Source organism: Planomonospora parontospora, assembly GCA_014647935.1.
Classification (GTDB): domain Bacteria; phylum Actinomycetota; class Actinomycetes; order Streptosporangiales; family Streptosporangiaceae; genus Planomonospora; species Planomonospora parontospora.
In genome coordinates, this window is sequence record BMQD01000001.1 from 134,590 (window position 1) to 153,035 (window position 18,446).

An 18,446-nucleotide genomic window follows, 5' to 3' on the forward strand; every position below is an offset into this window, starting at 1 on the left:
CGGGCCCGCCCGCCGACGCTCATCGGCACCCGTCCGCACCCGTTCGCGTCCGTCCGTATCCGCGGCAGACCCGTCCACACCTGTCCGTGTCCGTCCGTATCCGTGCGCACCCGCCGCAGGCCCGTGCGCGCTCGTCAGAAGGAGTCCTGCGTGACCATCGAGGTCCGCGACGGAGTCACCGTCCTCGACGGCGAGCCCCGGTTGCTCGTCACCGCCGACTACCCCTACTACCGCGACCGTCCCTCGGTCTGGGCGGACCGGATCACCGCGATCCGCGACGAACTGGGCATCACCATCGTCACCTGCTACATCCCCTGGCGGCACCACCAGCCGGAGGCCGGATCGCCGCCGGACTTCACCGGCTCCACCCACCCGAGCCGCGACGTCGTCGGCTTCCTCGCCCTGTGCCGCTCGCTCGGGGTCGAGGTCGTCGCCAAGCCGGGGCCGTTCATCCACGCCGAGACCGACTTCGGCGGCCTGCCCGACTGGGTCGACCCGGAGGCCGACGGTCTGATCGAGCCCCTGCTGGACGCGGCGGGAGCCCCCGCGCGCTGGGCCGGCCGGCAGCTGCCCGCCCCGCTCGGCGCGGTCTTCGACGCGCACGCGACCCGGTGGCTGGAGGCGGTCGGTGAGCAGGTCCTCGCGGGCGCCCGCCATCCGGACGGCCCCGTCGTCCTGGTGCAGATCGCCAACGAGGGCGTCTTCACCAACGGGGCGCTGCCCCTGTCGGCCTACGACTACAGCGCCTCGGGCCTGGCCTTCTTCCGGGCCGGGCTGGAGCGGCGGTACGGCACGCCGGAGGAGTACAACCGGGTCCACGCGACGGAGGTCCGCGGCTGGGACGAGATCGAGCCGCCCCGGGAGTGGACGGCGCCCGCGCGTCCGGAGGAGCAGCAGGCGTACGCCGACTGGGGCCGCTTCCACGCCGACTACCTCACCGAGGTCTACCACCGCTGGACCCGCGCGGTGGGCTGCGGCGTCCCGGTCGTGGTCAACCTGAACCCGCCCGCGGGCGACCACCACTCCTTCGACGACTGGCTGGCCCGGGTCCGCCCCGAGATGTGGAAAGGCGTCCACTACGGCTTCACCAACTGGATGGGCGTGGTCTCGGCGGATCCCGACGCGCAGGCCCGCTACGTGCTCGCCGCCAAGCGCGCGCCCGGCCCGAACCTGGAGGAGAACTGGGGGTTCTCCGAGCTCTACGACCGCGCCTACGCCGACGCGGCCACCAGCTTCCACCAGAGCCTGCTCGCCCTGGCCGCCGGGGCGACCGGTTTCAACGTCTACACCGCGGCGGGCACCTCGGGCTGGCCGCCCGGGCTCGACTCCGTGCACGCCGCGCCGTACCCCGACTGCGCGCCCATCGGCGCCGACGGCACGGCCGGTGCGAAGGCGCCCGCGGTGCGCGCGCTGGCGGAGTTCTTCGCCCGGCACGGAGCCGAGTTCCTGGAGTGCGCGCCGGTGCACGGCGGGGCGTTCGGGCTCTACCTGCCGTACGCGGGCATCGCCGCCTGGGCGCCGCCCGGCTCCGGCGCTCCGGAGTGCGGCCGCGCGCTGCGCGCCTTCCACGACCGCATGCGCGCCGCCGGGCTCGACTACCGGGTGCTGGACCTGGAGAGCGCGGACGCGCTGGAACCGGCCTCCTGCCCGCGCCTGACGGTCCCGGGCGGCCCGTTCATGCACCGCCGCGTCCAGCGGCTGCTGGCCGGGTACGTCGCGGGCGGCGGCCTCCTGGACGTCGACGGCGCCCTGCCCGAGCTGGACGAGGACCTGCGCCCGTGCCGGATCCTCGCCGATGCGCTCGGCGGGGCCGCGGTCCCGCAGGGCGGTACGGCGGACGCAGGCGGTGCGGCGGGCGTGGACGGCGTGGACGGCGTGGACGGCGCTCCTGGGACCGGCGGCACCGGGACCGGCGGCACCGAGGCCGGGGGGACGGCGCGCGGGCCCCGGGTGGTCGAGGGCGACGCCGACGCGTTCCTGCGGGTGCACCCGGACCGCGACGTCGCCTACCTGACGGTGCTGGCCATGAGCGGCCACGAAGGTCCCGTACGGATCGACCTGGACGGCCGGGAGACGGAGGTCGTCACCGCACGCGGCGGCGCGGCCGTCCTGCGCCTCGTCGCGGGCGCACTGGACGACTTCCTGGTCAAGGGCGTCAACGGCCACCTCGACTCGGCGGTCGCCGCCGCCGTCCGGACGGGAGGGGCGGTGTACGCGGCGGAGGAGCCCGCCGACCTGGTCCGGATCGAGGGGCCGGTGATCACGAGACCGTGTCAGCTCTCCCCGCTGGGGTAGGTAACCGGCGTTCCCCGCCGTGTCACGCGGATCCGGACCCGGGACGGCAGGACACGGCGGGCGTCGGGCCCGTCCCGGGCGGGGAGATTCGGGGGATCGATCCATGAGCCAGGACACGAGAACCGGCCGGGAGCGGCCGGGAACCGGCACGGCCGGCGCGCCGGGCCGGGTGACGGCCTCGGACTACTCGGGGCCGGGCGTCGAGGCCGAGCTCGGCCCGCACCGCACGGCGGCCGGGCACGACGGGTCCGCGCCCGGTGCGGGCGGCCCGGACGGCCATGGGGACTACGACACCCTCTACACCGCGCGGGCGTCGTCGGCGGGCGGCCGGGGCGGGCGGGTGACCACGGACGACGGGCTGCTCGATCTGGAGATGCGGGCCCCCCGCGAGCTCGGCGGGCCCGGAGGCGCCCCCAACCCGGAGCAGCTCCTGGCCGCGGCCTACGCGACCTGCTTCCACAGCTCCCTCGAACTGGTCGCCGGCCGGGGAGGCGCGGACACCGGCGGCGCCAGTGTCGACGCGGCCGTGGCGCTGCGCAAACGCGGCAAGAGCGACGACTACGCGATCGGCGTCGAGGTGACGGTCCGGATGCCCCGGGTTGACCGGGAGACCGCCGGGCGCCTCGCCGAGCAGGCGCACCGGCACTGCCCGTATTCCAAGGCGCTGCTGGGCTCCGCGGAGGTCGCGGTGCGCGTGGCCTGACCCCGGGTGGCGGGCCCGTGTCAATCTTGTCCCAGGAATCATCCCAGGAACGGGGACGGGCGGGAGCCCGCCGCCGGATCCGGGTAGTCAACCTCCGTCGCGACGACGCCGGCGGAGGTGCCCGCCGGGACGTCGTCGGAGTCCATACCGACGGCAGATCGACGGCAGATCGACGGCAGGGAGAAAGCCCATGCGGCAACGGAACACGGTCGTGCGCGCCGTGCACGACCTCGGGACGGCCATCTGGTTCGGGGGCGCGCTGATGGGCGCCGTCGGCCTCAACGGCGCCTCCTCCGAGGTGAGCGACAGGCGCGAGCGCACGCGGGTGGCGAACGCCGGATGGAACCGGTGGACGCCGGTCAACGCCGTGGGCATCGCGATGAACATCATCGGTTCGTTCGGCCTGCTGGCGGCGAACAAGGGACGGGTGGCCGCCCAGCGGGGCGTGGCCGCCAACTCCGTGGCCAAGGGGATCGTGACCGGTGCGGCGCTGGCCGCGACGGCCTACAGCAGGAAGCTCGGCGCCGAGCTCGACCGGGCCGGCGACGTGCCCGCGGAGGGCGGGGTGAAGCCGGACGAGGACACCCCGCTCGAGATCGCCACGGCGCAGCGGCGGCTGCGCGTCATGCAGTGGGTGGTCCCCGGCCTCACGGGCGTGCTGGTCGTCCTGACCTCCCTGCACGGCGAGCAGCAGCGGCCCGGGGAGGTCGTCCGGGGCGTGGTGCGCGGGGCCTTCTCCCGCTGACAGGGGCCGGCGGAACAGGAGCCACTCGACGAGGTGTCGAGTGGCTCCTGGTCGTCCGGCGGACCGCAGAGCCGTACCCGCTCAGCCCCGCCGGAGCGGTGGTGCCCCGGCGATCCGGGCACGGGCCTCGGCGCCGTCGGCGCCGTGGGACGCGGCGAACGGGGTGGGGACGAGCGGGGCCGAGGCGCCGCTCACGGGCGGCAGGCCGGCCTGCGGACCTCGGCGGGGAGTTCGGAGGAGGGCGGCTCGGAGGTGGTGGGCCCGGCGGAGGCGGGAGAGGAGCGCGGCGTACACGGGCGGTCGGGGAGCGCGAGGGTGAGGACCACCAGCACGGCCGTCAGGATGAACGTGGCGGCGACGACGCAGACGAGTTCCCGCCGGCTGGTGGTGTAGCCGAAGCGGTGGCACACGCCCCTGGCGGGCCGTGCCGCGTTCAGAGCGTCCATACGGCAGGCGAAGGCCCGGTCCTGCCTGCGGAGCGACTGCTCGATCTCCGCCAGGATCTGGCTCTCCCGCCGGGACAGGCTCACGACGTGCCGCCGGCGCGCGGAGGACCGGCTCGGCGGGGAGCCCGGGCGATCAGGTTGACACTGCTCAGAGGTGACATGGCCGTCCAAGAGAGGAGGGGGAGCACCTATCGGCTGTTTCATCCAGCCATCAGGACGAATTCCCCGTCGAGCCGTGATCACGCTGCGCCCGCGCGGAGATCGCAGAACTTTGGCACCGGAACGTCATCGGAGACCTGAATCTCACCTTTTCGTGGCTTTCATCTGGAACCATCCGCCCCGTCATGCGACCGCCCGCCCCGCCGTGCCGAAGGAACCGGCGCGATGGGGCGGGCGGCCGGACCGGCGGCCCGGAGAGTGAACGGCGGGTCACCGGCGGCTTGAAGAGCGGACAGCGGGTCGCCGGCGGCCCGGAGAGCGGGGGGCTCAACGGAAGGGCCGGCCCGTTCCCTCTCCCGGCAGGTAGCCTCCGTCGTCCTCCCCGGTCCGGCCGGACCCTCCGTCGGGATCGTCCTCGTCCCCGGAGACCCAGTCGAGGCCGGCCCCCACGTGCCCGCCCCCGGCCGCGGCCGTACGGTCCGGCCGCGGTCCGTCGTCGTCCGGACCGTCCTCCACCGGGCCCCTCGCCCGCCGGGCGGCGTCCTCCGGACGGTCGTACGGGCCGTCGGTGCCCTCCGGCATGGGGGAGGGGCTGGGCCCGGGGACCGTCTCGACGTGGTCGAGGTCGTCGGTGCGCGCGCCCACCGCCTTGGCGTCCGAGCCGGCCGTGCCCGGCTGCTCGTCGTCGGGGCCGGCCATGTATCCCATCGGTTCGGACCAGCCGCTCCTGGGCGCGGCGTCGTCGTTCGGATCACCGCCGGGCTTGGCGTTGGACCCGCGGATCGAGGCGGGGCCGACGTCGCCGCCCATGTCGTGCAGCTCGGGGTCGAAGGTCGTGCCCTTGAACTTCTCCCGCTCGGCCTCTCTGCGGCGCTCTTCCTCGCTCATCGCGTTCTCTCCTCCTGCCGCGCTCACTCGGGCTCCACCCGCATGGCGGCCTCCTCGGCCGTGTAGCCGCCGCCGTCCGGGCCCACCTCCTCGCCGATCAGATCGGCCTCGGTGTCGGAGCGCCCGCCCTGGTCGGGGTCGACCAGCCGGCCCGCGGGCCGGGGCTCGTCCCACACGGCGCCGGACGGCTCCTCCGGCTGCGCGGGGTAGCCGGCATCGACGCCGGTGTCCGGTTCGTACCCGGTGTCGAGATCGGAGCCCGGCCCCAGGCCGCTCTCGGCGCTCACCCCGCCGTCGAGGTCGTCCGGGATCTCCGGGTCCAGGCGCCGCTCCCCGGGGCCGGTCTCCTCGGACGGGTCGACCCCGAACACCGGCTGCTCCTCGGGCACCTCGCGGGCCAGGCGGCCCTCCAGCGGTTCGCCCTGGATCTGCTCGTCGACCGTGGTCCCGAAGTCGTCGACCGCGATGGGACGGTCGCCGGGAAGCGGCGCCTCCTGCGGATCCACCGCCCACTGCTGCTGCGGAGTGCCGTCCTGCAGGTCCGGGATGCCCTCGTCCTCGAACCGCGAATGCGGGTCGTGCTCCGGAATGTGCTCGCTCACAGCGACTCCTTCCTGCTGTTTCCCCTACCGTCCCCCGCTGCCCCCCGAGTCTCGGCGGTAACGGAGGCGGTGGAGTCAGATCTCCTCGGAGGGCTCGGTCGGGTCGAGCTGGCGCGGCTGGGACTCGGCGGCCACCTTGGGGTGGTGCAGGTCGAAGGCGGGCCGTTCGGAGCGGATGGTGGGGATGGAGGTGAAGTTGTGCCGCGGCGGCGGGCAGGAGGTGGCCCACTCCAGGGAGTTGCCGTACCCCCACGGATCGTCCACGGTCACCCGCGGCGCGTACTTGGCGGTGTGCCAGACGTTGTAGACGAACGGGAGCGTGGACAGGCCGAGGAGGAGGGCGCCGAGGGAGGAGACGATGTTCAGGTCGGTGAAGCCGTCGGCGGTGCTGTAGTCGGCGTAGCGGCGCGGGAAGCCCTCCACGCCGAGCCAGTGCTGGACCAGGAAGGTGGTGTGGAAGCCGATGAACAGCGTCCAGAAGTGCCACTTGCCGAGCGTGTCGTTGAGCATGCGGCCGGTCATCTTCGGCCACCAGAAGTAGAAACCGGCGAACATCGCGAAGACCACGGTGCCGAAGACGACGTAGTGGAAGTGCGCCACCACGAAGTAGGAGTCGTGGACGTGGAAGTCCAGCGGCGGGGAGGCCAGGATGATGCCGGTCAGGCCGCCGAACAGGAAGGTGACCAGGAAGCCGATGGCGAACAGCATCGGCGACTGCAGCACGATGTGCCCCCGCCACATGGTGCCGACCCAGTTGAAGAACTTCACCCCGGTCGGGACCGCGATGAGGAACGTCATGAACGAGAAGAACGGCAGCAGCACCTGGCCGGTCGGGAACATGTGGTGCGCCCAGACCGCCATGGACAGACCGGCGATGGCGATGGTCGCGCCGACCAGGCCGACGTAGCCGAAGATCGGCTTGCGGCTGAAGACCGGGATGACCTCGGTGATGATGCCGAAGAACGGCAGCGCGATGACGTAGACCTCGGGGTGGCCGAAGAACCAGAACAGATGCTGCCAGAGCAGCGGGCCGCCCGTCACCGGGTCGAAGATGTGCGTGCCGAGCTTGCGGTCGGCCAGCAGGCCCAGCAGGGCGGCGGCCAGCACCGGGAACGCCATCAGCACCAGCATCGAGGTGAGCAGCACGTTCCAGGTGAAGATCGGCATCCGGAACATGGTCAGTCCCGGCGCGCGCATGCAGATGATCGTGGTGATGAAGTTGACCGAGCCCAGGATGGTGCCCAGACCGGTCATCACCAGGCCCGAGATCCACAGGTCGCTGCCGGTCTGCGGGGAGAAGGTGTCGAGGGACAGCGTCGTGTAGGCCGTCCAGCCGAAGTCGGCGGCGCCGCCGTTGGTGAAGAAGCCGCTGACCGCGATCAACCCGCCGAACAGGAACAGCCAGTAGCTGACCATGTTCAGCCGGGGGAAGGCCACGTCCGGCGAGCCGATCTGCAGCGGCATGACCACGTTGGCGAACCCGGCGAAGAGGGGGGTGGCGAACAGCAGCAGCATGATCGCGCCGTGCATGGTGAACAGCTGGTTGTACAGCTGCTGGTGCACGATCTGCATGCCGGGCTGGGCGAGCTCGGCGCGGATGACGAGCGCCATGATCCCGCCGACCAGGAAGAATCCGAACGAGGTGATCAGGTAGAGGTAGCCGATCACCTTGTGGTCGGTGGAGGTCAGCCAGTGCACGACAACGGCGCCCCGGCGATGCCGGTGGACCGGGGCCAGCGGTGAGGTGAGCGGCTCCCCGGAGGGCTGTCTGTAGGTCGTCATCACTAGTCTCCACGTGGTCGGTGCCGCACCGGGGACCGGGGAACGCCGGCCCGCGGTCGCTCAGTGTGATCACCTAATTACCCCGCGGAGTCATGCCGAATCTGCTCCTTCCCTCATTCGGGGTGGTCTGTACGGTTTCGGCGGGCTCTCCGGAGGCGGGTGCGCCCGGCATGGACGGGCCGTCCGGGGGCAGACCTCCCGCATCGACGAGACCGACCGGGAGGGAACATGCCGCGATCCGATGAGGACAAGCCGCTCGCCGACCGCAGGGAGAACCCCGAGGTGCACGACGAGCCGGACATCGCCGGGGAGGCCGCGCCGTCCGAGACTGACCCGGCCAACCAGCCCGAGGGCGATCCGGACCGCCGGGTCTACGGACAGGACGAGGGGTACGAGAAGCCGACCGAGGTGTGACGCCGGAGCCCGGCAGGGCCGGGAGGCAGGCGCAAAGGCCGCTCGGAGGTGGATCTCCCGCTTAGGGGACCGAGGTAATCAAGCGGGCATCCCGCGGAAAAGCCTTGTTCGGCGCGGCCGCGTCGGCCGTGCGCGCACCGCTGCGTTTGCGACCTTGGCGGTGGGAGAGTCCCGCCGCGGCACCGGCCGGGGGCGCGGCGACCGGCGACGGCCCGTCGCCGGGCAGGCCCTCGGTGCCGGTCCGCGGGTGCAGAGAGGAAACCGCCGATGAGCACAGTCCAGGAGACCGACGTCGTCGCCGTGCTGACGCACGACCACCGCGAGGTCGAGCAGATGTTCACCGAGCTGGAGCGGCTGAGCCCGAGCGACATGGAGCGGCGCCGCCAGCTGACCGAGAAGGTCATCATCGAGCTGGTCCGCCACGCGGTCGCCGAGGAGGCCTACCTGTACCCGGCCGTCCGCAGGGTCGTGCCCGGTGGCGACCAGCTCGCCGACCGGGAACTGGCCGAGCACGCCGAGGCCGAGAAGACCATGAAGAGGTTGGAGCAGACCGACGTCGCCGATCCCGGCCACGCGGCCCTGCTCAAGCAGCTGATGATGGAGATCCGGACCCACATCCGGGAGGAGGAGGACGAGCTCTTCCCCCAGCTGCGCGCGCACAGCGACGTCTCCCAGCTCGCCGAGCTGGGGCGGAAGGTCCAGGCGATCAAGAAGATCGCCCCCACGCGACCGCACCCGGCCGCGCCGGACAAGCCTCCGGCCAACATGATGGTGGGGCCGCTGACCGGTCTGGTCGACCGGATGCGCGACGCGATCACCGGCCGCGGGAAGGACTAGCGCCCCCGGCCCGGCGCGGCCTCCGCACCGCTCGCGGTCGCCGCGCCCGGCCGCACCCGCCGGCTCCGGCCGCGCACACGGCCGGGCTCAGTCGTCGGAGGGCTCCTCCACGTCGTCGGGGGAGTCCGCTCCGGGCGGATGCGGGTCCACCCAGACCCCGCCCTCGGGGTCCCCTTCGGGCTGGGCGTCCGGCGACTGGGAGAGCGGGCTCTGCAGGTGCCGGGAGCCGCCGGGCGACAGGGTCTCCGGGCTCTCCCCGGTGTCCGGGCCGGACGTTCTCGGTTCCGCCATGGTGTTCCCCCCGTACGGGTCTGTCGGTACGGCCGGGCGCGCCCGGCCGCTGTCTCCCCACGTCAGGTTCTCAAAACCGGGCATACCCGGCAGTCGGGAGACCATGCGCCGCCCGGCCCGAGAAGATGATCAAGGGGATGGGGTCCCGCTCCGCCCCGGCGCGGACGCGAACCGGCGTGACGGCGGTTCAGTCCGGGGCGACGGACCGGTCGACGGTGCCGGGGGACAGCACGTGGTCGACGACCATGACGGCCGCGCCGATCACACCCGCCCGATCGCCCAGCTCGCTGGCGGTGATGGTCAGGTGCTGGGTGGCCAGGGGGAGCGACCTGCTGTAGATGACCTCGCGGAGCCCGGCCAGCACCTGCTCCCCGGCCTCGGAGAGGTCGCCGCCGATCACGATGACCGAGGGGTTGAAGAAGTTCACGATCGAGGCGAGGACGTCGCCGATCTCGCGTCCCGCCTGGCGGATGAGCTGGACGGCCTGGGTGTTGCCGCCCCGCACCAGGCGGACCACGTCACGGCTGTCCGCCGCCTCCACCCCCTGGGCGCGCAGCCGGGCGGCCATCGCGGCCCCCCCGGCGACGGCCTCCAGGCAGCCGGCGTTGCCGCACCGGCAGACGGTGTCGAGGGCCGAGGCGACCCGGATGTGCCCGATGTCCCCGGCCGCGCCCTGGGCGCCGCGGTGCAGGCGGCGGTCGCTGATGATGCCGCAGCCGATGCCGGTGCCGATCTTGACGAAGATGAGGTGGTCGGCCTCCGGGCGGGCGGCCCAGTGCTCGCCGAGGGCCATGATGTTCACGTCGTTGTCGGCGAGCACGGGCACGCCCAGCCGCCCGCCGAGCCACTCGGGGACGGGGAAGCCGTCCCAGCCCGGCATTATCGGCGGGTTGACCGGGCGTCCGGAGCCGTGCTCGACCGGGCCGGGCAGCCCGACGCCGATGCCGCACACCTCGGCCATCGAGTGGCCGGTCTCGGTGAGCATCTCCTCGAAGGTCCGCTGGAGCCAGGTGAGCGTCGGCTCGGGTCCCCGGTCTATCGGCATCTCGGCCGCACGCTCGGCCAGCACCTCGGTCGCCAGGTCGGTGACCGCGATCCTGGCGTGCGTGGCGCCGAGATCGGCGGCGAGGACGACGCGGGCGGAGCGGTTGAAGGTGAAGGCGACGGCGGGGCGCCCGCCCGAGGAGACCGCCTCCTCGGTGGGCACGATCCACTGCTGGCTGACGAGCGCGTCGAGCCGCTGGGCCAGGGTGGACCGGGCCAGACCGGTGAGCTGCACCAGCTCGGCCCGGGTGCGGGCCTGCCCGTCGCGCAGGATGCCCAGGAGCGTCCCCGCGCCGGAGATCGGACCGTCCCCCTCGCTCGGCATGCGCACAGTCAACACCCCTCGTTTCCGCCCGTCAAAGGGACTTGCGTCCGCGACACCCCTTCATTATGCCCATATCGGGGCTATCTTCGGCTGATCCCCGCCATAAGTGATGAGGCTCCCACCGTCCCGGTCCGCGCCCCGCCCGGCGGACCCGCAGACCCGGATGACCATGATCAAGCCGAGCGGTGAGGACCTCCCGGCGGCGGAGAACGGCGCCGCGGCCCGGCTGGACGCCACTGCGCGGCCAGACCCGCGGCCGCGCACCGGCCGGGCGATCCCGGTCACGGGAGCGCGGGGGTCTCCTCCTCGGCCAGCACCGAGGACGGGATCAGGGCGATCGCGCTGATCCCGCCGTAGGGGGAGGGGCGCAGGGTGACCTGGACGCCGTGCCGGGAGGCGAGCATGGCGACCACGAACAGGCCGAGCCGGTCGCTGTCGGCCAGGTCGAACTCCGGCCGCTCGGCCAGGCGGCGGTTGAGCTCGGCCAGCTCCGCGTCCGGGATGCCCAGACCGCGGTCCTCCACCTCGACGGCCAGCCCGGCCGCCGCCCACTCGGCCCGCACGATCACCCGGGTCTGCGGCGGGGAGAACACCGTCGCGTTCTCCACCAGCTCCGCGACCAGGTGGATGAGGTCGGCCACGGCCGCGCCGGTCAGCGAGGCCTGGGGCGCGGGCAGCACCCGCACCCGGGCGTACTCCTCGACCTCCGCCACGGCCGCGCGCAGCACGTCCACCACCGGGACCGGCTTGCGCCAGCCCCGGCCGGGCGCCGCGCCGGACAGGATGATCAGGTTCTCCGCGTGGCGGCGCATCCTGGTGGTCAGGTGGTCCAGGCGGTAGAGGTCGGAGAGCGTCTCCGGCTGCTCCTCCTTGCGCTGCATCGCCTCCAGCTGGGTGAGTTGGCGGTGCAGCAGCGACTGGTTGCGCCGGGCCAGGCTGACGAAGACCTGGCTGACGCCCCTGCGGAGCCTGGCCTGGTCCGCCGCCGCCTCGTAGGCGGTGTGCCGGACCGTGTCGAGCGCCTGCCCGATGTCGCGGATCTCCGGCGTGCCGCCGAGCGGGGGCAGCGCCTCCTCGGGGGCTTCCTGGCCCCGCCGGAGCCGCTCGACCAGCCGGGGCATCCGCACCTCCGCCAGCTGGATGGCCATGTCCCGCAGCTCGCCCAGCTCGGCGGCGAGCCGTGCGGCGAACCGGTGCGCCAGCACCACCGACAGGATCAGCATGATCAGGCCGAGTCCGCCCGCGACCGCGATCTGGACCAGGATGGCGACCGCGGCGGGGATGACCCGGGCCGTCAGCAGCGAGACCACCTCGACCTGCTGGCGCTCCACCTTGACCCAGAGCTGCTCCACCGGCGACAGGTCCGTCGGCAGCGTGCGGAAGGCCAGCGTCCGCGACTCCAGGTCGAGGAAGGCCCGGTAGGACGGGGAGGTGCCGAGCACGTCGTACGGCCCGCGCAGCTCGGTGTCGAGCCGGGCCAGGGCCTGCCGGTACACCAGCCGGCGGGCGGCGGCCATCTCGGCGAACGCGGCGTGCTCGGTGTCGGTCAGCCTCCCCCCGGCGCCCACGGCCGACAGCAGCGCCCGCTCCCTGGCCAGGAGCTCCTTGGCCTCGCCGAGTCCGGTGACCGACCGGGCCTGCTGGTAGATCGAGATGTCGGGGACCAGGATCATCCGGTCGTACATGCGGAACATCGAGTCGATGATGTTGTTGTAGGCGCGGATCACCCGGGTGGTGTCCGCACCGCGGGAGTCGACCAGGGCGCGGGCGGTGGGCAACTGGTCCAGCTCGGCGAAGAGCGTGGTGAGCCGGATGCGCATGTCGTCGCCGACCGCGTCCTGGGTCTCCGCCGACAGGGCGGTCCTGCGGAAGGCGGCGAGGGCCTGGTCGGACTCCAGCCGCTGCTGGACGACCGTCTCCTGGTCGGACCTGTCGCGCAGGTAGCGGGCCGAGTGCAGCCGCTCGTTCTGCAGCTCGACGACCGCCTTCTCCGAGGGCGTGGCCACCCTGTCGACCAGGGTGTTGATCTCCAGGAGCCGCATCCCGTCCCCGGCGGTCAGCGCCGCGGCGAAGCCCCAGAGCAGGACGAGGGAGACGATCGGCACCAGTAGCAGGGCGGTGATCCGGAAGCGGATCGGCCGGCCGGGATTGTCCATACGTCGCCTCGGGGGGAATTTCGTGATGAAATGCGCGATCAGAGATCGCTGCTGAGGCTACACCTCCTGCGGCCGGTCGGTCAGATCCCCCTCGCGTTCCCCACCTCGGAGGCACCCCGTGCGGCTACCGCGCACCCCGTCCGGCTGGACCATCGCCGTCTTCGGCCTGCTGGCCTTCCTCCTCGGCCTGCTCGGGCTCGTCTCACCCGGCACGACGCTGGAGATGCTCGGGTTCGAGGTGCTCCAGACGCGCGCCCCCGGCGACTACACCCTCGTCTACATGGCCGCCTCGTCGATGGCGGCGGTGAACATGGGCGTCTACTACATGCTCGCCTCGGCCGTGGACTTCCGCCCTTTCTTCCTCTGGACGGTCCCGTTCCGCCTGGTCACCTTCACCGTCTTCACCACCCTGGTGGTCACCGGCGAGGCGCCCGCGAAGTTCCTCGGCGTGGGCCTGTGGGAGGGCGCGGGCGCGCTGATCACCGGGGCGGCGCTGTGGTGGGAGAGCCGCCGGACGCCGGCCGTGCGGGCTGCCTGAAGAAGGCCGCGATCGCGGAAGGGTCCACCGGACCGGCGAGCAGGGCGAGCATCTCGTCCCTGCGCGCCGGGTCCACCTTGAACGGGTGGCCGAACACGCGCGGACCGGCCCCGTCGTGCAGCAGCCGGGTCAGCATCAGGTCGCCGGGCAGGGCCTGCTCGGGCAGGAGCTCGTCGGTCAGGGTCACCTCGCCGCCGTCGCCGTCGCCCAGGGTGATCTCCCGCCCGGTGACGCCGAGGACCTCCCAGAGCCGGAGCGGGGTCCGCCGCCACGACTCCAGCAGCGCGACCTCGTCCTTGCGCAGCCACTCGCCCCGCGCGTCCAGGAACTCGCCGACCACGTCGTACTCGAACAACGCCAGGTCGGCCAGGGCGTGCTCGGCCACCCGCACGCTCCGGGCCACCAGGTCGCCGACCAGGTGGCGGCGGGCCGGCCGGTAGAGGTAGGCGGTCAGCCGCCGGAACAGGTGCGCGGCCCGCGCGGGCAGCTCCTGGCCGGGATCGGTACGGCAGGCGGCGTACTCCTCCGCGTCCCGCAGGGCCGGTTCGAGACCGGCGTCGAGGGCGAGGGCCTCCTCGACGAGGCCGGCCGCCTCGAACGAGCGGCCCTCGCCCTCCGCGGACCGGGCGGCCAGCAGCAGCGCGACCGGCTCGGTCCGGGGCAGGGCCTTGACGAGGCCGGGAGGCAGCGGCTCCCGCTCCACCTCGTCGGCGACCCGGGCCAGGACCTCCGCCGACCGCGACAGGGAGGCGATCACCTCGGACAGGTCCGCGCCCTCGCTCAGGGATGGGAACTCGTTCATCCCTCCATTCTCGTACGGCCTCATCCCCTCATTCTCATACGGCCGCCGTACGAGAAGCGGCGCCGCCGCCCCAGCGGAGGGGACGGCGGCGCCGTTCGGGGGGTGCCGCGCCGTGCGCGGGACCGCGGCGGTGCCCGTGAGCAGCCCGGGCACCGCCGCGGAGGTGCTGCGACCGCGCCGCGGTCGTGCTACGGCGTCGTCACGCCGACGGTGAAGGCGCCGGTGCCGCTGTAGGCGTGGACCCGGACCCGGTAGGTGCCCGAGGTGCCGTTGTAGGTGAAGGACTCGTCAGGGCCGGAGCTCGTCCCGCTGGCCACGTTCACCCAGGAGGAGCCGCTCTGCTTCTGCAGGTAGAGGTCGAAGTCGGCGCCGTTCGGGCCGTCCAGGCAGAGCCGGTGGGTGCCCGAGCCGGCGGTGAAGCCGCTGCTGTAGAGGTTCTGGCCGGAGGACGTGGCCGAGCCGCTGAGCGTCCGGCCGTAGCCGGTGCAGCCGGTGGGCGGCGGCGGCTCGGTGCCGCCGTCCGTGGCCAGGGTCAGGCCGTACGCCGAGAGGATCTCGTTGACCGGCTGGTGGTAGGTGGTGCCGCCGGAGCTGCAGTTGCCGGAGCCGCCGGAGGTGACGCCCTGGGCCTGGTCGCCGGAGATGTAGGAGCCGCCGGAGTCGCCGGGCTCGGCGCACACGCTGGTGCGGGTCACGCCGGAGATGGTGCCCTCGGGGTAGGTGACGCTGGTGTTGTGCTGGCCGATGGTGCCGCAGTGGTATCCGGTGGTGGAGCCGGCCCGGCAGATGGAGGAGCCGACCGCCCGCTGCGTGGAGCCGCGGACCGGCAGGATGCCGGAGTTGTAGGCGTTCACGACGCCGGTCGGGGTCCACTGGCTGTTGACCTCGACCCAGGCGTAGTCGTTGCCCGGGAAGGACGAGCCGCGGAAGGTGCCCTGCGCGACCCGGTTGTGGCCCTGCGTGGCGGTGCCGACGTCGCCGCAGTGGCCGGCGGTGACGAAACCGCCCTGGCTGCCGGCCTTGGTCACGGAGAAGCCGACCGAGCAGCGGCCGCCCATGTAGTAGGCGTCGCCGCCGCGCACGTCGTAGAACGGCTGGGGCTGCTCGGCGGTCTGCCGGACGCGGACCAGGGAGGCGTCGGCGCCGCTGGCGTCCACGAAGGCCTGGGCCTCGGCGGTGTCGCGCGCCAGGACGACGACGCTGTTGTCCTGGACGTCGACGTACCAGGAGGCGATCGACCTGGGGGAGCCCTCGGCCTTGGCGTCGAGTGCGCCCTTGGCGGCGTCGAGCGTGGCGAGCGAGTGCCGGACCACCTTGGCCTGCGCCCCGGTCTTGAGGATGGCGGAGACCTTCGTGGAGTCGCTGGTCGCCACGACGAGCTCGGCGGTGGGCCCGGCCACCCAGGCTCCGCCGAACTGCTCGCCGAGCCGGGCGGCGAGCACCGGCTCGACCTTGGCGGCGGCGGCCTCGTTGACCAGACGGGTCTTCGCCTGGCCGGCGTCGATGCCGAGGTCGCGCACCAGGGCGTCGACCAGGCCGGGGGCGGGGGCGGGAGCCTTGGCGGCCATCGCCTTGGCCTCCGTGTACAGGGCGGCGGTCGTGTCGCCGGCGCCGGCCTTGCCCGGGGTGAGGGCGTCGTCCGGTCCGGCTTGGGCGAGGGCGGGGGTGGCCACCAGCGCGAGGGCGAGTGCGAAACCCGCCGTCGCGGCATTCCTGCGGAGCATGTGATCTCTCCTCATGTTCGGGGGGTGCGCCGTCAACGTAACGGCGGGCGCATGAGGCGCGGATCTACCAGTTCGCCCCTACCGCCGCGTTATGGGAGCGGGCGGAAGGGCGGAGGAGGGGGGATGGGCGTCGGGATCCTGCGGCGCGGTGCCGAAACGGGGGTCGCCGTCCAGCCAGGCCGCGTACCGCGCGCTCCGCCGGACGGCGTCGGCGTGGGCCGCCCGCGCGTGTTCGGCGATCACCGGCGCGACCCGGGCGACCGGCGACTCCGGGTGCCAGCCGAGCAGCTGCCGCCACCGCAGCGGGGCGCCCGCGAGCGGCAGCAGCCCCAGCCCGGCCGCGGGCTGGAAGGTCGCCTGGCACAGCGCGACGGCGCGGCCGACGGTGGCCAGGTGCATGCACGTGGCCACGTCGGTCTCGTAGACGGTCTTCGGGGTGAAACCCGCGCGGGCGCAGGCCGCCGCGAAGCAGTCGCTGAAGCAGCCGTCGCCGGGGGTGGCCGTCCACTGCTCGTCGGCCAGCTCGCCCAGCTCGACCTCCCTCCTTCCCGTCAGCCGGTGGTCCTCGCTGAGCAGCACGAAGACCGGATCCATCGCGATGGTCGTCCAGACGACCGGCCCGTCCACCGGCGGCGGGCTCTCCCCGCAGACGCCGATGATCGCGAAGTCCAGCCGCCCGGTGGTGAGCATCGCGTTCAGTTCCCTGGCCGACCAGGAGGTGTGGGTCGTCACCGGCGTCGACGGCCACGCCGTCGCGAGCCGGTCCACCAGCCCTCCGAGGATCGGTCCGTTGGTGGCGCCGAGCCGGTAGCGGGGGATCTCCCCGCACGCGTTGGCGAAGCGCACGGCCTCCTCCTGGAGCTCCCGGGCGGCGGGCAGCAGCACCCTCGCCCGGGCCAGCACCAGCTCTCCGAGAGGCGTGGGCCTGGCACCGTTGTGGTCGCGGTCGAAGAGAGATCCTCCCAGCACCCGCTCTATCCGTTTGAGCTGCGCGGTCAGCGCAGGCTGGGCCAGCCCGAGATGGGTGGCCGCCTTGGTGACGCTCCCGGCCTCGGCGACCGCGCGCACGATCCTGAGGTGTCGGAGCTCGAGATCCATACCGGGAAGGTAAGGCCCCGGCGGTATGGCCGCAATGAGAACAAGTCATGAAATCTGACTCATTTTCGTGGAATCGTTCCAATGGCGTATGCCGTACCGGAGGTGAGGACGGATCGTGACGGGGTAGGCGGATGCCATGACGATGGGAATCGATCCTAAGGACCTGTCAGAGGACGACCTGATCCGCGAGCTGCGCCAGCTGCACGCCACCCGGACGGACACGTTCCTGCACGGCTCGGCCGACGCGCTCGCCAACCACAGCACCCGGACCGAGGAGCTCGAGGAGGAGTACCTGCGCCGCCACCCCGAGCGCCAGGTCGATCCCGAACGGCTGCGCGAGGGCGCCCGGCAGCGCTGAGACCGGCCCGGCCGGGAGACCGGCGGGCCCCACCGAGGAGGTACGGCCATGCGAGACGATCCCCATGATGTCCAGACCCTGTCGACCGACGACATGACCGTCTACGAGGCCGTGGCCTACCTCGCCGTGGACGACCGCGTCGCCGAGACGGCGGACGTCGCCCACGTGGCGGCCCTGCCCGAGGAGACCGTGCGGCGGAGCCTCGCCGTCCTGGCTGAGAAGGGCTGGATCGAGGCCCGGGGCGGGGCCCACGTCCTCGGACCCCACGACTGGTCGGTGGAACGCTGAGTCCGGACGGCGCGGCGGTTCAGCCGCCGCGCCGGACGATCCGCCCGGCCTGCCCGCCGGTCTGCCCCGCCGACCGGGGCGGCGGCCGGCGGCCCGTTGACGATCCACACGTGCGCGTTCAGCACCAGGCCTTCCGTACGGCCTCGGCGACGGCCGGGGCCTGGGCGAGGCCGGCGTCGAAGGCCGGGCGCCACAGGGACGGGTCGAGGACGTTGGCGCCGAAGACGGCGGCGGACGCCTCGTCGGGGACGACGTGGGCGATCTCCGCGTCACCGAGCCGGGCGAGCTCGGCCGCGAAGCGGGCCCTGGGGGACAGGTGCGCCAGCGGTTCCAGGACCACCACGGCCGACGAGCCCTCCGCCAGGTTGGCGTTGGTCGCTGAGCGGACCCCGCCGTCCATGTAGCGGCGACCGCCGATCTCCACCGGCGGGAAGACGCACGGTACGGCGCAGCTGGAGGCGACCGCCGTGACCATGGGCACCCCGGAGCCGCGCTCCCAGACGACGAACTCCCCGGTGCCGCAGTCGACCGCGGTGATCATAAGCCGCCGCTCCGGCCACTCCTTCACCGGGAGCCGCTCGCCGACGGTCTCGATCCTGGCCCCGGTGTCCTCGACCGAGAGCGCCATCGCGCCCACCCGCCGCCGGGCCTCCCGCGGGTCGAGGGACGGGTCGTACAGGATGCCGAAGGCGGCCATCACCGCCTCCATGTCGACCGCCGGGACGGTCGCCCGGGTCTCCGATCCGGCCTGGGCCGCGACCGCGCCCTCCAGGTCCGCGCCGGTGGAGACGAGCGCCCCCACCACCGATCCGGCGGACGTGCCGACCACCAGGTCGGCCTCGCCCAGGTCCACCCCCGCCCGCCGGAGACCGGTGACGACCCCCGCCTCCCAGGCGATCCCCGCGACGCCTCCGCCGCCCAGCACCAGTGCTCTCGTCATGCGCCCATTCT

General features: G+C 73.3%; 19 protein-coding genes. 8 read left to right on the top strand and 11 right to left on the bottom strand.

All coding sequences use genetic code 11. The features are described from left to right. Positions 1 to 150: 150 nt before the first annotated feature. From IEZ07_RS00605 to IEZ07_RS00615, 3 genes are all read left to right on the top strand, one after another. A complete protein-coding gene (locus tag IEZ07_RS00605; protein WP_191892989.1) occupies positions 151 to 2,295 on the top strand; it encodes a beta-galactosidase in 2,145 nt (714 codons plus the stop codon). A gap of 103 nt (positions 2,296 to 2,398) precedes the next feature. After that, positions 2,399 to 2,998: an Ohr family peroxiredoxin gene (locus IEZ07_RS00610; RefSeq protein ID WP_191892990.1), complete on the top strand. Its 600-nt coding sequence runs from the start codon at positions 2,399 to 2,401 to the stop codon at positions 2,996 to 2,998. A 190-nt stretch (positions 2,999 to 3,188) separates the two neighbouring features. After that, positions 3,189 to 3,743 carry a hypothetical protein gene (locus tag IEZ07_RS00615; RefSeq protein WP_191892991.1) on the top strand — a complete coding sequence of 185 codons (555 nt, stop codon included), beginning with the start codon at positions 3,189 to 3,191 and terminating at the stop codon, positions 3,741 to 3,743. Between the two features lie 191 nt (positions 3,744 to 3,934). Here IEZ07_RS00615 and IEZ07_RS00620 read toward each other — a convergent pair whose 3' ends face one another. From IEZ07_RS00620 to ctaD, 4 genes are all read right to left on the bottom strand, one after another. Next, on the bottom strand, positions 3,935 to 4,273 hold the full coding sequence (locus IEZ07_RS00620) for a DUF3040 domain-containing protein (RefSeq protein WP_068896788.1): 339 nt from the start codon (positions 4,271 to 4,273) through the stop codon (positions 3,935 to 3,937). Positions 4,274 to 4,675: 402 nt separating this feature from the next. Further along, a complete protein-coding gene (locus IEZ07_RS00625) occupies positions 4,676 to 5,236 on the bottom strand; it encodes a hypothetical protein (RefSeq protein WP_191892992.1) in 561 nt (186 codons plus the stop codon). 23 nt (positions 5,237 to 5,259) lie between these two features. Then, complete coding sequence (locus IEZ07_RS00630; RefSeq protein ID WP_191892993.1) at positions 5,260 to 5,838, bottom strand: DUF5709 domain-containing protein; 579 nt, start codon at positions 5,836 to 5,838, stop codon at positions 5,260 to 5,262. Positions 5,839 to 5,913: 75 nt separating this feature from the next. Continuing rightward, positions 5,914 to 7,620, bottom strand: a complete 1,707-nt coding sequence (ctaD, locus tag IEZ07_RS00635; protein WP_191892994.1) for an aa3-type cytochrome oxidase subunit I — start codon at positions 7,618 to 7,620, stop codon at positions 5,914 to 5,916. A 228-nt stretch (positions 7,621 to 7,848) separates the two neighbouring features. Between ctaD and IEZ07_RS00640 the strand changes: the two genes are divergently transcribed. Both IEZ07_RS00640 and IEZ07_RS00645 read left to right on the top strand, forming a co-directional pair. After that, positions 7,849 to 8,034, top strand: coding sequence for a hypothetical protein (locus IEZ07_RS00640; RefSeq protein WP_191892995.1), 186 nt, complete (start codon positions 7,849 to 7,851; stop codon positions 8,032 to 8,034). A 267-nt stretch (positions 8,035 to 8,301) separates the two neighbouring features. Further along, positions 8,302 to 8,871: a hemerythrin domain-containing protein gene (locus IEZ07_RS00645; protein ID WP_068896783.1), complete on the top strand. Its 570-nt coding sequence runs from the start codon at positions 8,302 to 8,304 to the stop codon at positions 8,869 to 8,871. A gap of 87 nt (positions 8,872 to 8,958) precedes the next feature. Here the strand turns inward: IEZ07_RS00645 and IEZ07_RS00650 are convergent, their stop codons facing one another. The 3 genes from IEZ07_RS00650 to IEZ07_RS00660 all read right to left on the bottom strand — a co-directional run bounded on the left by IEZ07_RS00650 (position 8,959) and on the right by IEZ07_RS00660 (position 12,687). After that, positions 8,959 to 9,162 carry a hypothetical protein gene (locus tag IEZ07_RS00650; RefSeq protein ID WP_191892996.1) on the bottom strand — a complete coding sequence of 68 codons (204 nt, stop codon included), beginning with the start codon at positions 9,160 to 9,162 and terminating at the stop codon, positions 8,959 to 8,961. A 187-nt stretch (positions 9,163 to 9,349) separates the two neighbouring features. Further along, the gene (locus tag IEZ07_RS00655) at positions 9,350 to 10,531 is read right to left on the bottom strand and encodes an ROK family transcriptional regulator (protein WP_191892997.1); all 1,182 of its coding nucleotides are present in this window, start codon (positions 10,529 to 10,531) and stop codon (positions 9,350 to 9,352) included. Between the two features lie 281 nt (positions 10,532 to 10,812). Continuing rightward, entirely contained in the window at positions 10,813 to 12,687 is a 1,875-nt protein-coding gene (locus IEZ07_RS00660; protein WP_191892998.1) for a sensor histidine kinase, read from the bottom strand. A 118-nt stretch (positions 12,688 to 12,805) separates the two neighbouring features. Here IEZ07_RS00660 and IEZ07_RS00665 point away from each other — a divergent pair, with 118 nt between their 5' ends. Further along, positions 12,806 to 13,225, top strand: coding sequence for a hypothetical protein (locus IEZ07_RS00665; protein ID WP_239319231.1), 420 nt, complete (start codon positions 12,806 to 12,808; stop codon positions 13,223 to 13,225). Here IEZ07_RS00665 and IEZ07_RS00670 read toward each other — a convergent pair. The 3 genes from IEZ07_RS00670 to IEZ07_RS00680 all read right to left on the bottom strand — a co-directional run bounded on the left by IEZ07_RS00670 (position 13,167) and on the right by IEZ07_RS00680 (position 16,849). Next, positions 13,167 to 14,027: a hypothetical protein gene (locus IEZ07_RS00670; protein ID WP_191892999.1), complete on the bottom strand. Its 861-nt coding sequence runs from the start codon at positions 14,025 to 14,027 to the stop codon at positions 13,167 to 13,169. The genes IEZ07_RS00665 and IEZ07_RS00670 overlap by 59 nt on opposite strands. Before the next feature lie 188 nt (positions 14,028 to 14,215). After that, entirely contained in the window at positions 14,216 to 15,751 is a 1,536-nt protein-coding gene (locus tag IEZ07_RS00675) for a S1 family peptidase (protein ID WP_191893000.1), read from the bottom strand. A gap of 78 nt (positions 15,752 to 15,829) precedes the next feature. Continuing rightward, positions 15,830 to 16,849 carry a LysR family transcriptional regulator gene (locus tag IEZ07_RS00680; RefSeq protein ID WP_191893001.1) on the bottom strand — a complete coding sequence of 340 codons (1,020 nt, stop codon included), beginning with the start codon at positions 16,847 to 16,849 and terminating at the stop codon, positions 15,830 to 15,832. 142 nt (positions 16,850 to 16,991) lie between these two features. Here IEZ07_RS00680 and IEZ07_RS00685 point away from each other — a divergent pair, with 142 nt between their 5' ends. Together IEZ07_RS00685 and IEZ07_RS00690 are read left to right on the top strand one after the other, a co-directional pair. Then, positions 16,992 to 17,207, top strand: a complete 216-nt coding sequence (locus IEZ07_RS00685) for a DUF6158 family protein (protein ID WP_229797686.1) — start codon at positions 16,992 to 16,994, stop codon at positions 17,205 to 17,207. Between the two features lie 48 nt (positions 17,208 to 17,255). Beyond that, positions 17,256 to 17,495 carry a helix-turn-helix domain-containing protein gene (locus IEZ07_RS00690; RefSeq protein WP_191893002.1) on the top strand — a complete coding sequence of 80 codons (240 nt, stop codon included), beginning with the start codon at positions 17,256 to 17,258 and terminating at the stop codon, positions 17,493 to 17,495. Between the two features lie 118 nt (positions 17,496 to 17,613). Here the strand turns inward: IEZ07_RS00690 and IEZ07_RS00695 are convergent, their stop codons facing one another. Continuing rightward, positions 17,614 to 18,435: a patatin-like phospholipase family protein gene (locus IEZ07_RS00695; protein ID WP_191893003.1), complete on the bottom strand. Its 822-nt coding sequence runs from the start codon at positions 18,433 to 18,435 to the stop codon at positions 17,614 to 17,616. Positions 18,436 to 18,446 lie beyond the last annotated feature (11 nt).

Coding starts and splice junctions, on each gene's coding strand:
- IEZ07_RS00655 (WP_191892997.1), bottom strand. CDS start 10,531: ATGCCGAGCGAGGGGGACGGTCCGATCTCCGGCGCGGGGACGCTCCTG.
- IEZ07_RS00680 (WP_191893001.1), bottom strand. CDS start 16,849: ATGGATCTCGAGCTCCGACACCTCAGGATCGTGCGCGCGGTCGCCGAG.
- IEZ07_RS00670 (WP_191892999.1), bottom strand. CDS start 14,027: ATGAACGAGTTCCCATCCCTGAGCGAGGGCGCGGACCTGTCCGAGGTG.
- IEZ07_RS00660 (WP_191892998.1), bottom strand. CDS start 12,687: ATGGACAATCCCGGCCGGCCGATCCGCTTCCGGATCACCGCCCTGCTA.
- IEZ07_RS00640 (WP_191892995.1), top strand. CDS start 7,849: ATGCCGCGATCCGATGAGGACAAGCCGCTCGCCGACCGCAGGGAGAAC.
- IEZ07_RS00675 (WP_191893000.1), bottom strand. CDS start 15,751: ATGCTCCGCAGGAATGCCGCGACGGCGGGTTTCGCACTCGCCCTCGCG.
- IEZ07_RS00625 (WP_191892992.1), bottom strand. CDS start 5,236: ATGAGCGAGGAAGAGCGCCGCAGAGAGGCCGAGCGGGAGAAGTTCAAG.
- ctaD (WP_191892994.1), bottom strand. CDS start 7,620: ATGACGACCTACAGACAGCCCTCCGGGGAGCCGCTCACCTCACCGCTG.
- IEZ07_RS00650 (WP_191892996.1), bottom strand. CDS start 9,162: ATGGCGGAACCGAGAACGTCCGGCCCGGACACCGGGGAGAGCCCGGAG.
- IEZ07_RS00690 (WP_191893002.1), top strand. CDS start 17,256: ATGCGAGACGATCCCCATGATGTCCAGACCCTGTCGACCGACGACATG.
- IEZ07_RS00615 (WP_191892991.1), top strand. CDS start 3,189: ATGCGGCAACGGAACACGGTCGTGCGCGCCGTGCACGACCTCGGGACG.
- IEZ07_RS00610 (WP_191892990.1), top strand. CDS start 2,399: ATGAGCCAGGACACGAGAACCGGCCGGGAGCGGCCGGGAACCGGCACG.
- IEZ07_RS00645 (WP_068896783.1), top strand. CDS start 8,302: ATGAGCACAGTCCAGGAGACCGACGTCGTCGCCGTGCTGACGCACGAC.
- IEZ07_RS00685 (WP_229797686.1), top strand. CDS start 16,992: ATGGGAATCGATCCTAAGGACCTGTCAGAGGACGACCTGATCCGCGAG.
- IEZ07_RS00695 (WP_191893003.1), bottom strand. CDS start 18,435: ATGACGAGAGCACTGGTGCTGGGCGGCGGAGGCGTCGCGGGGATCGCC.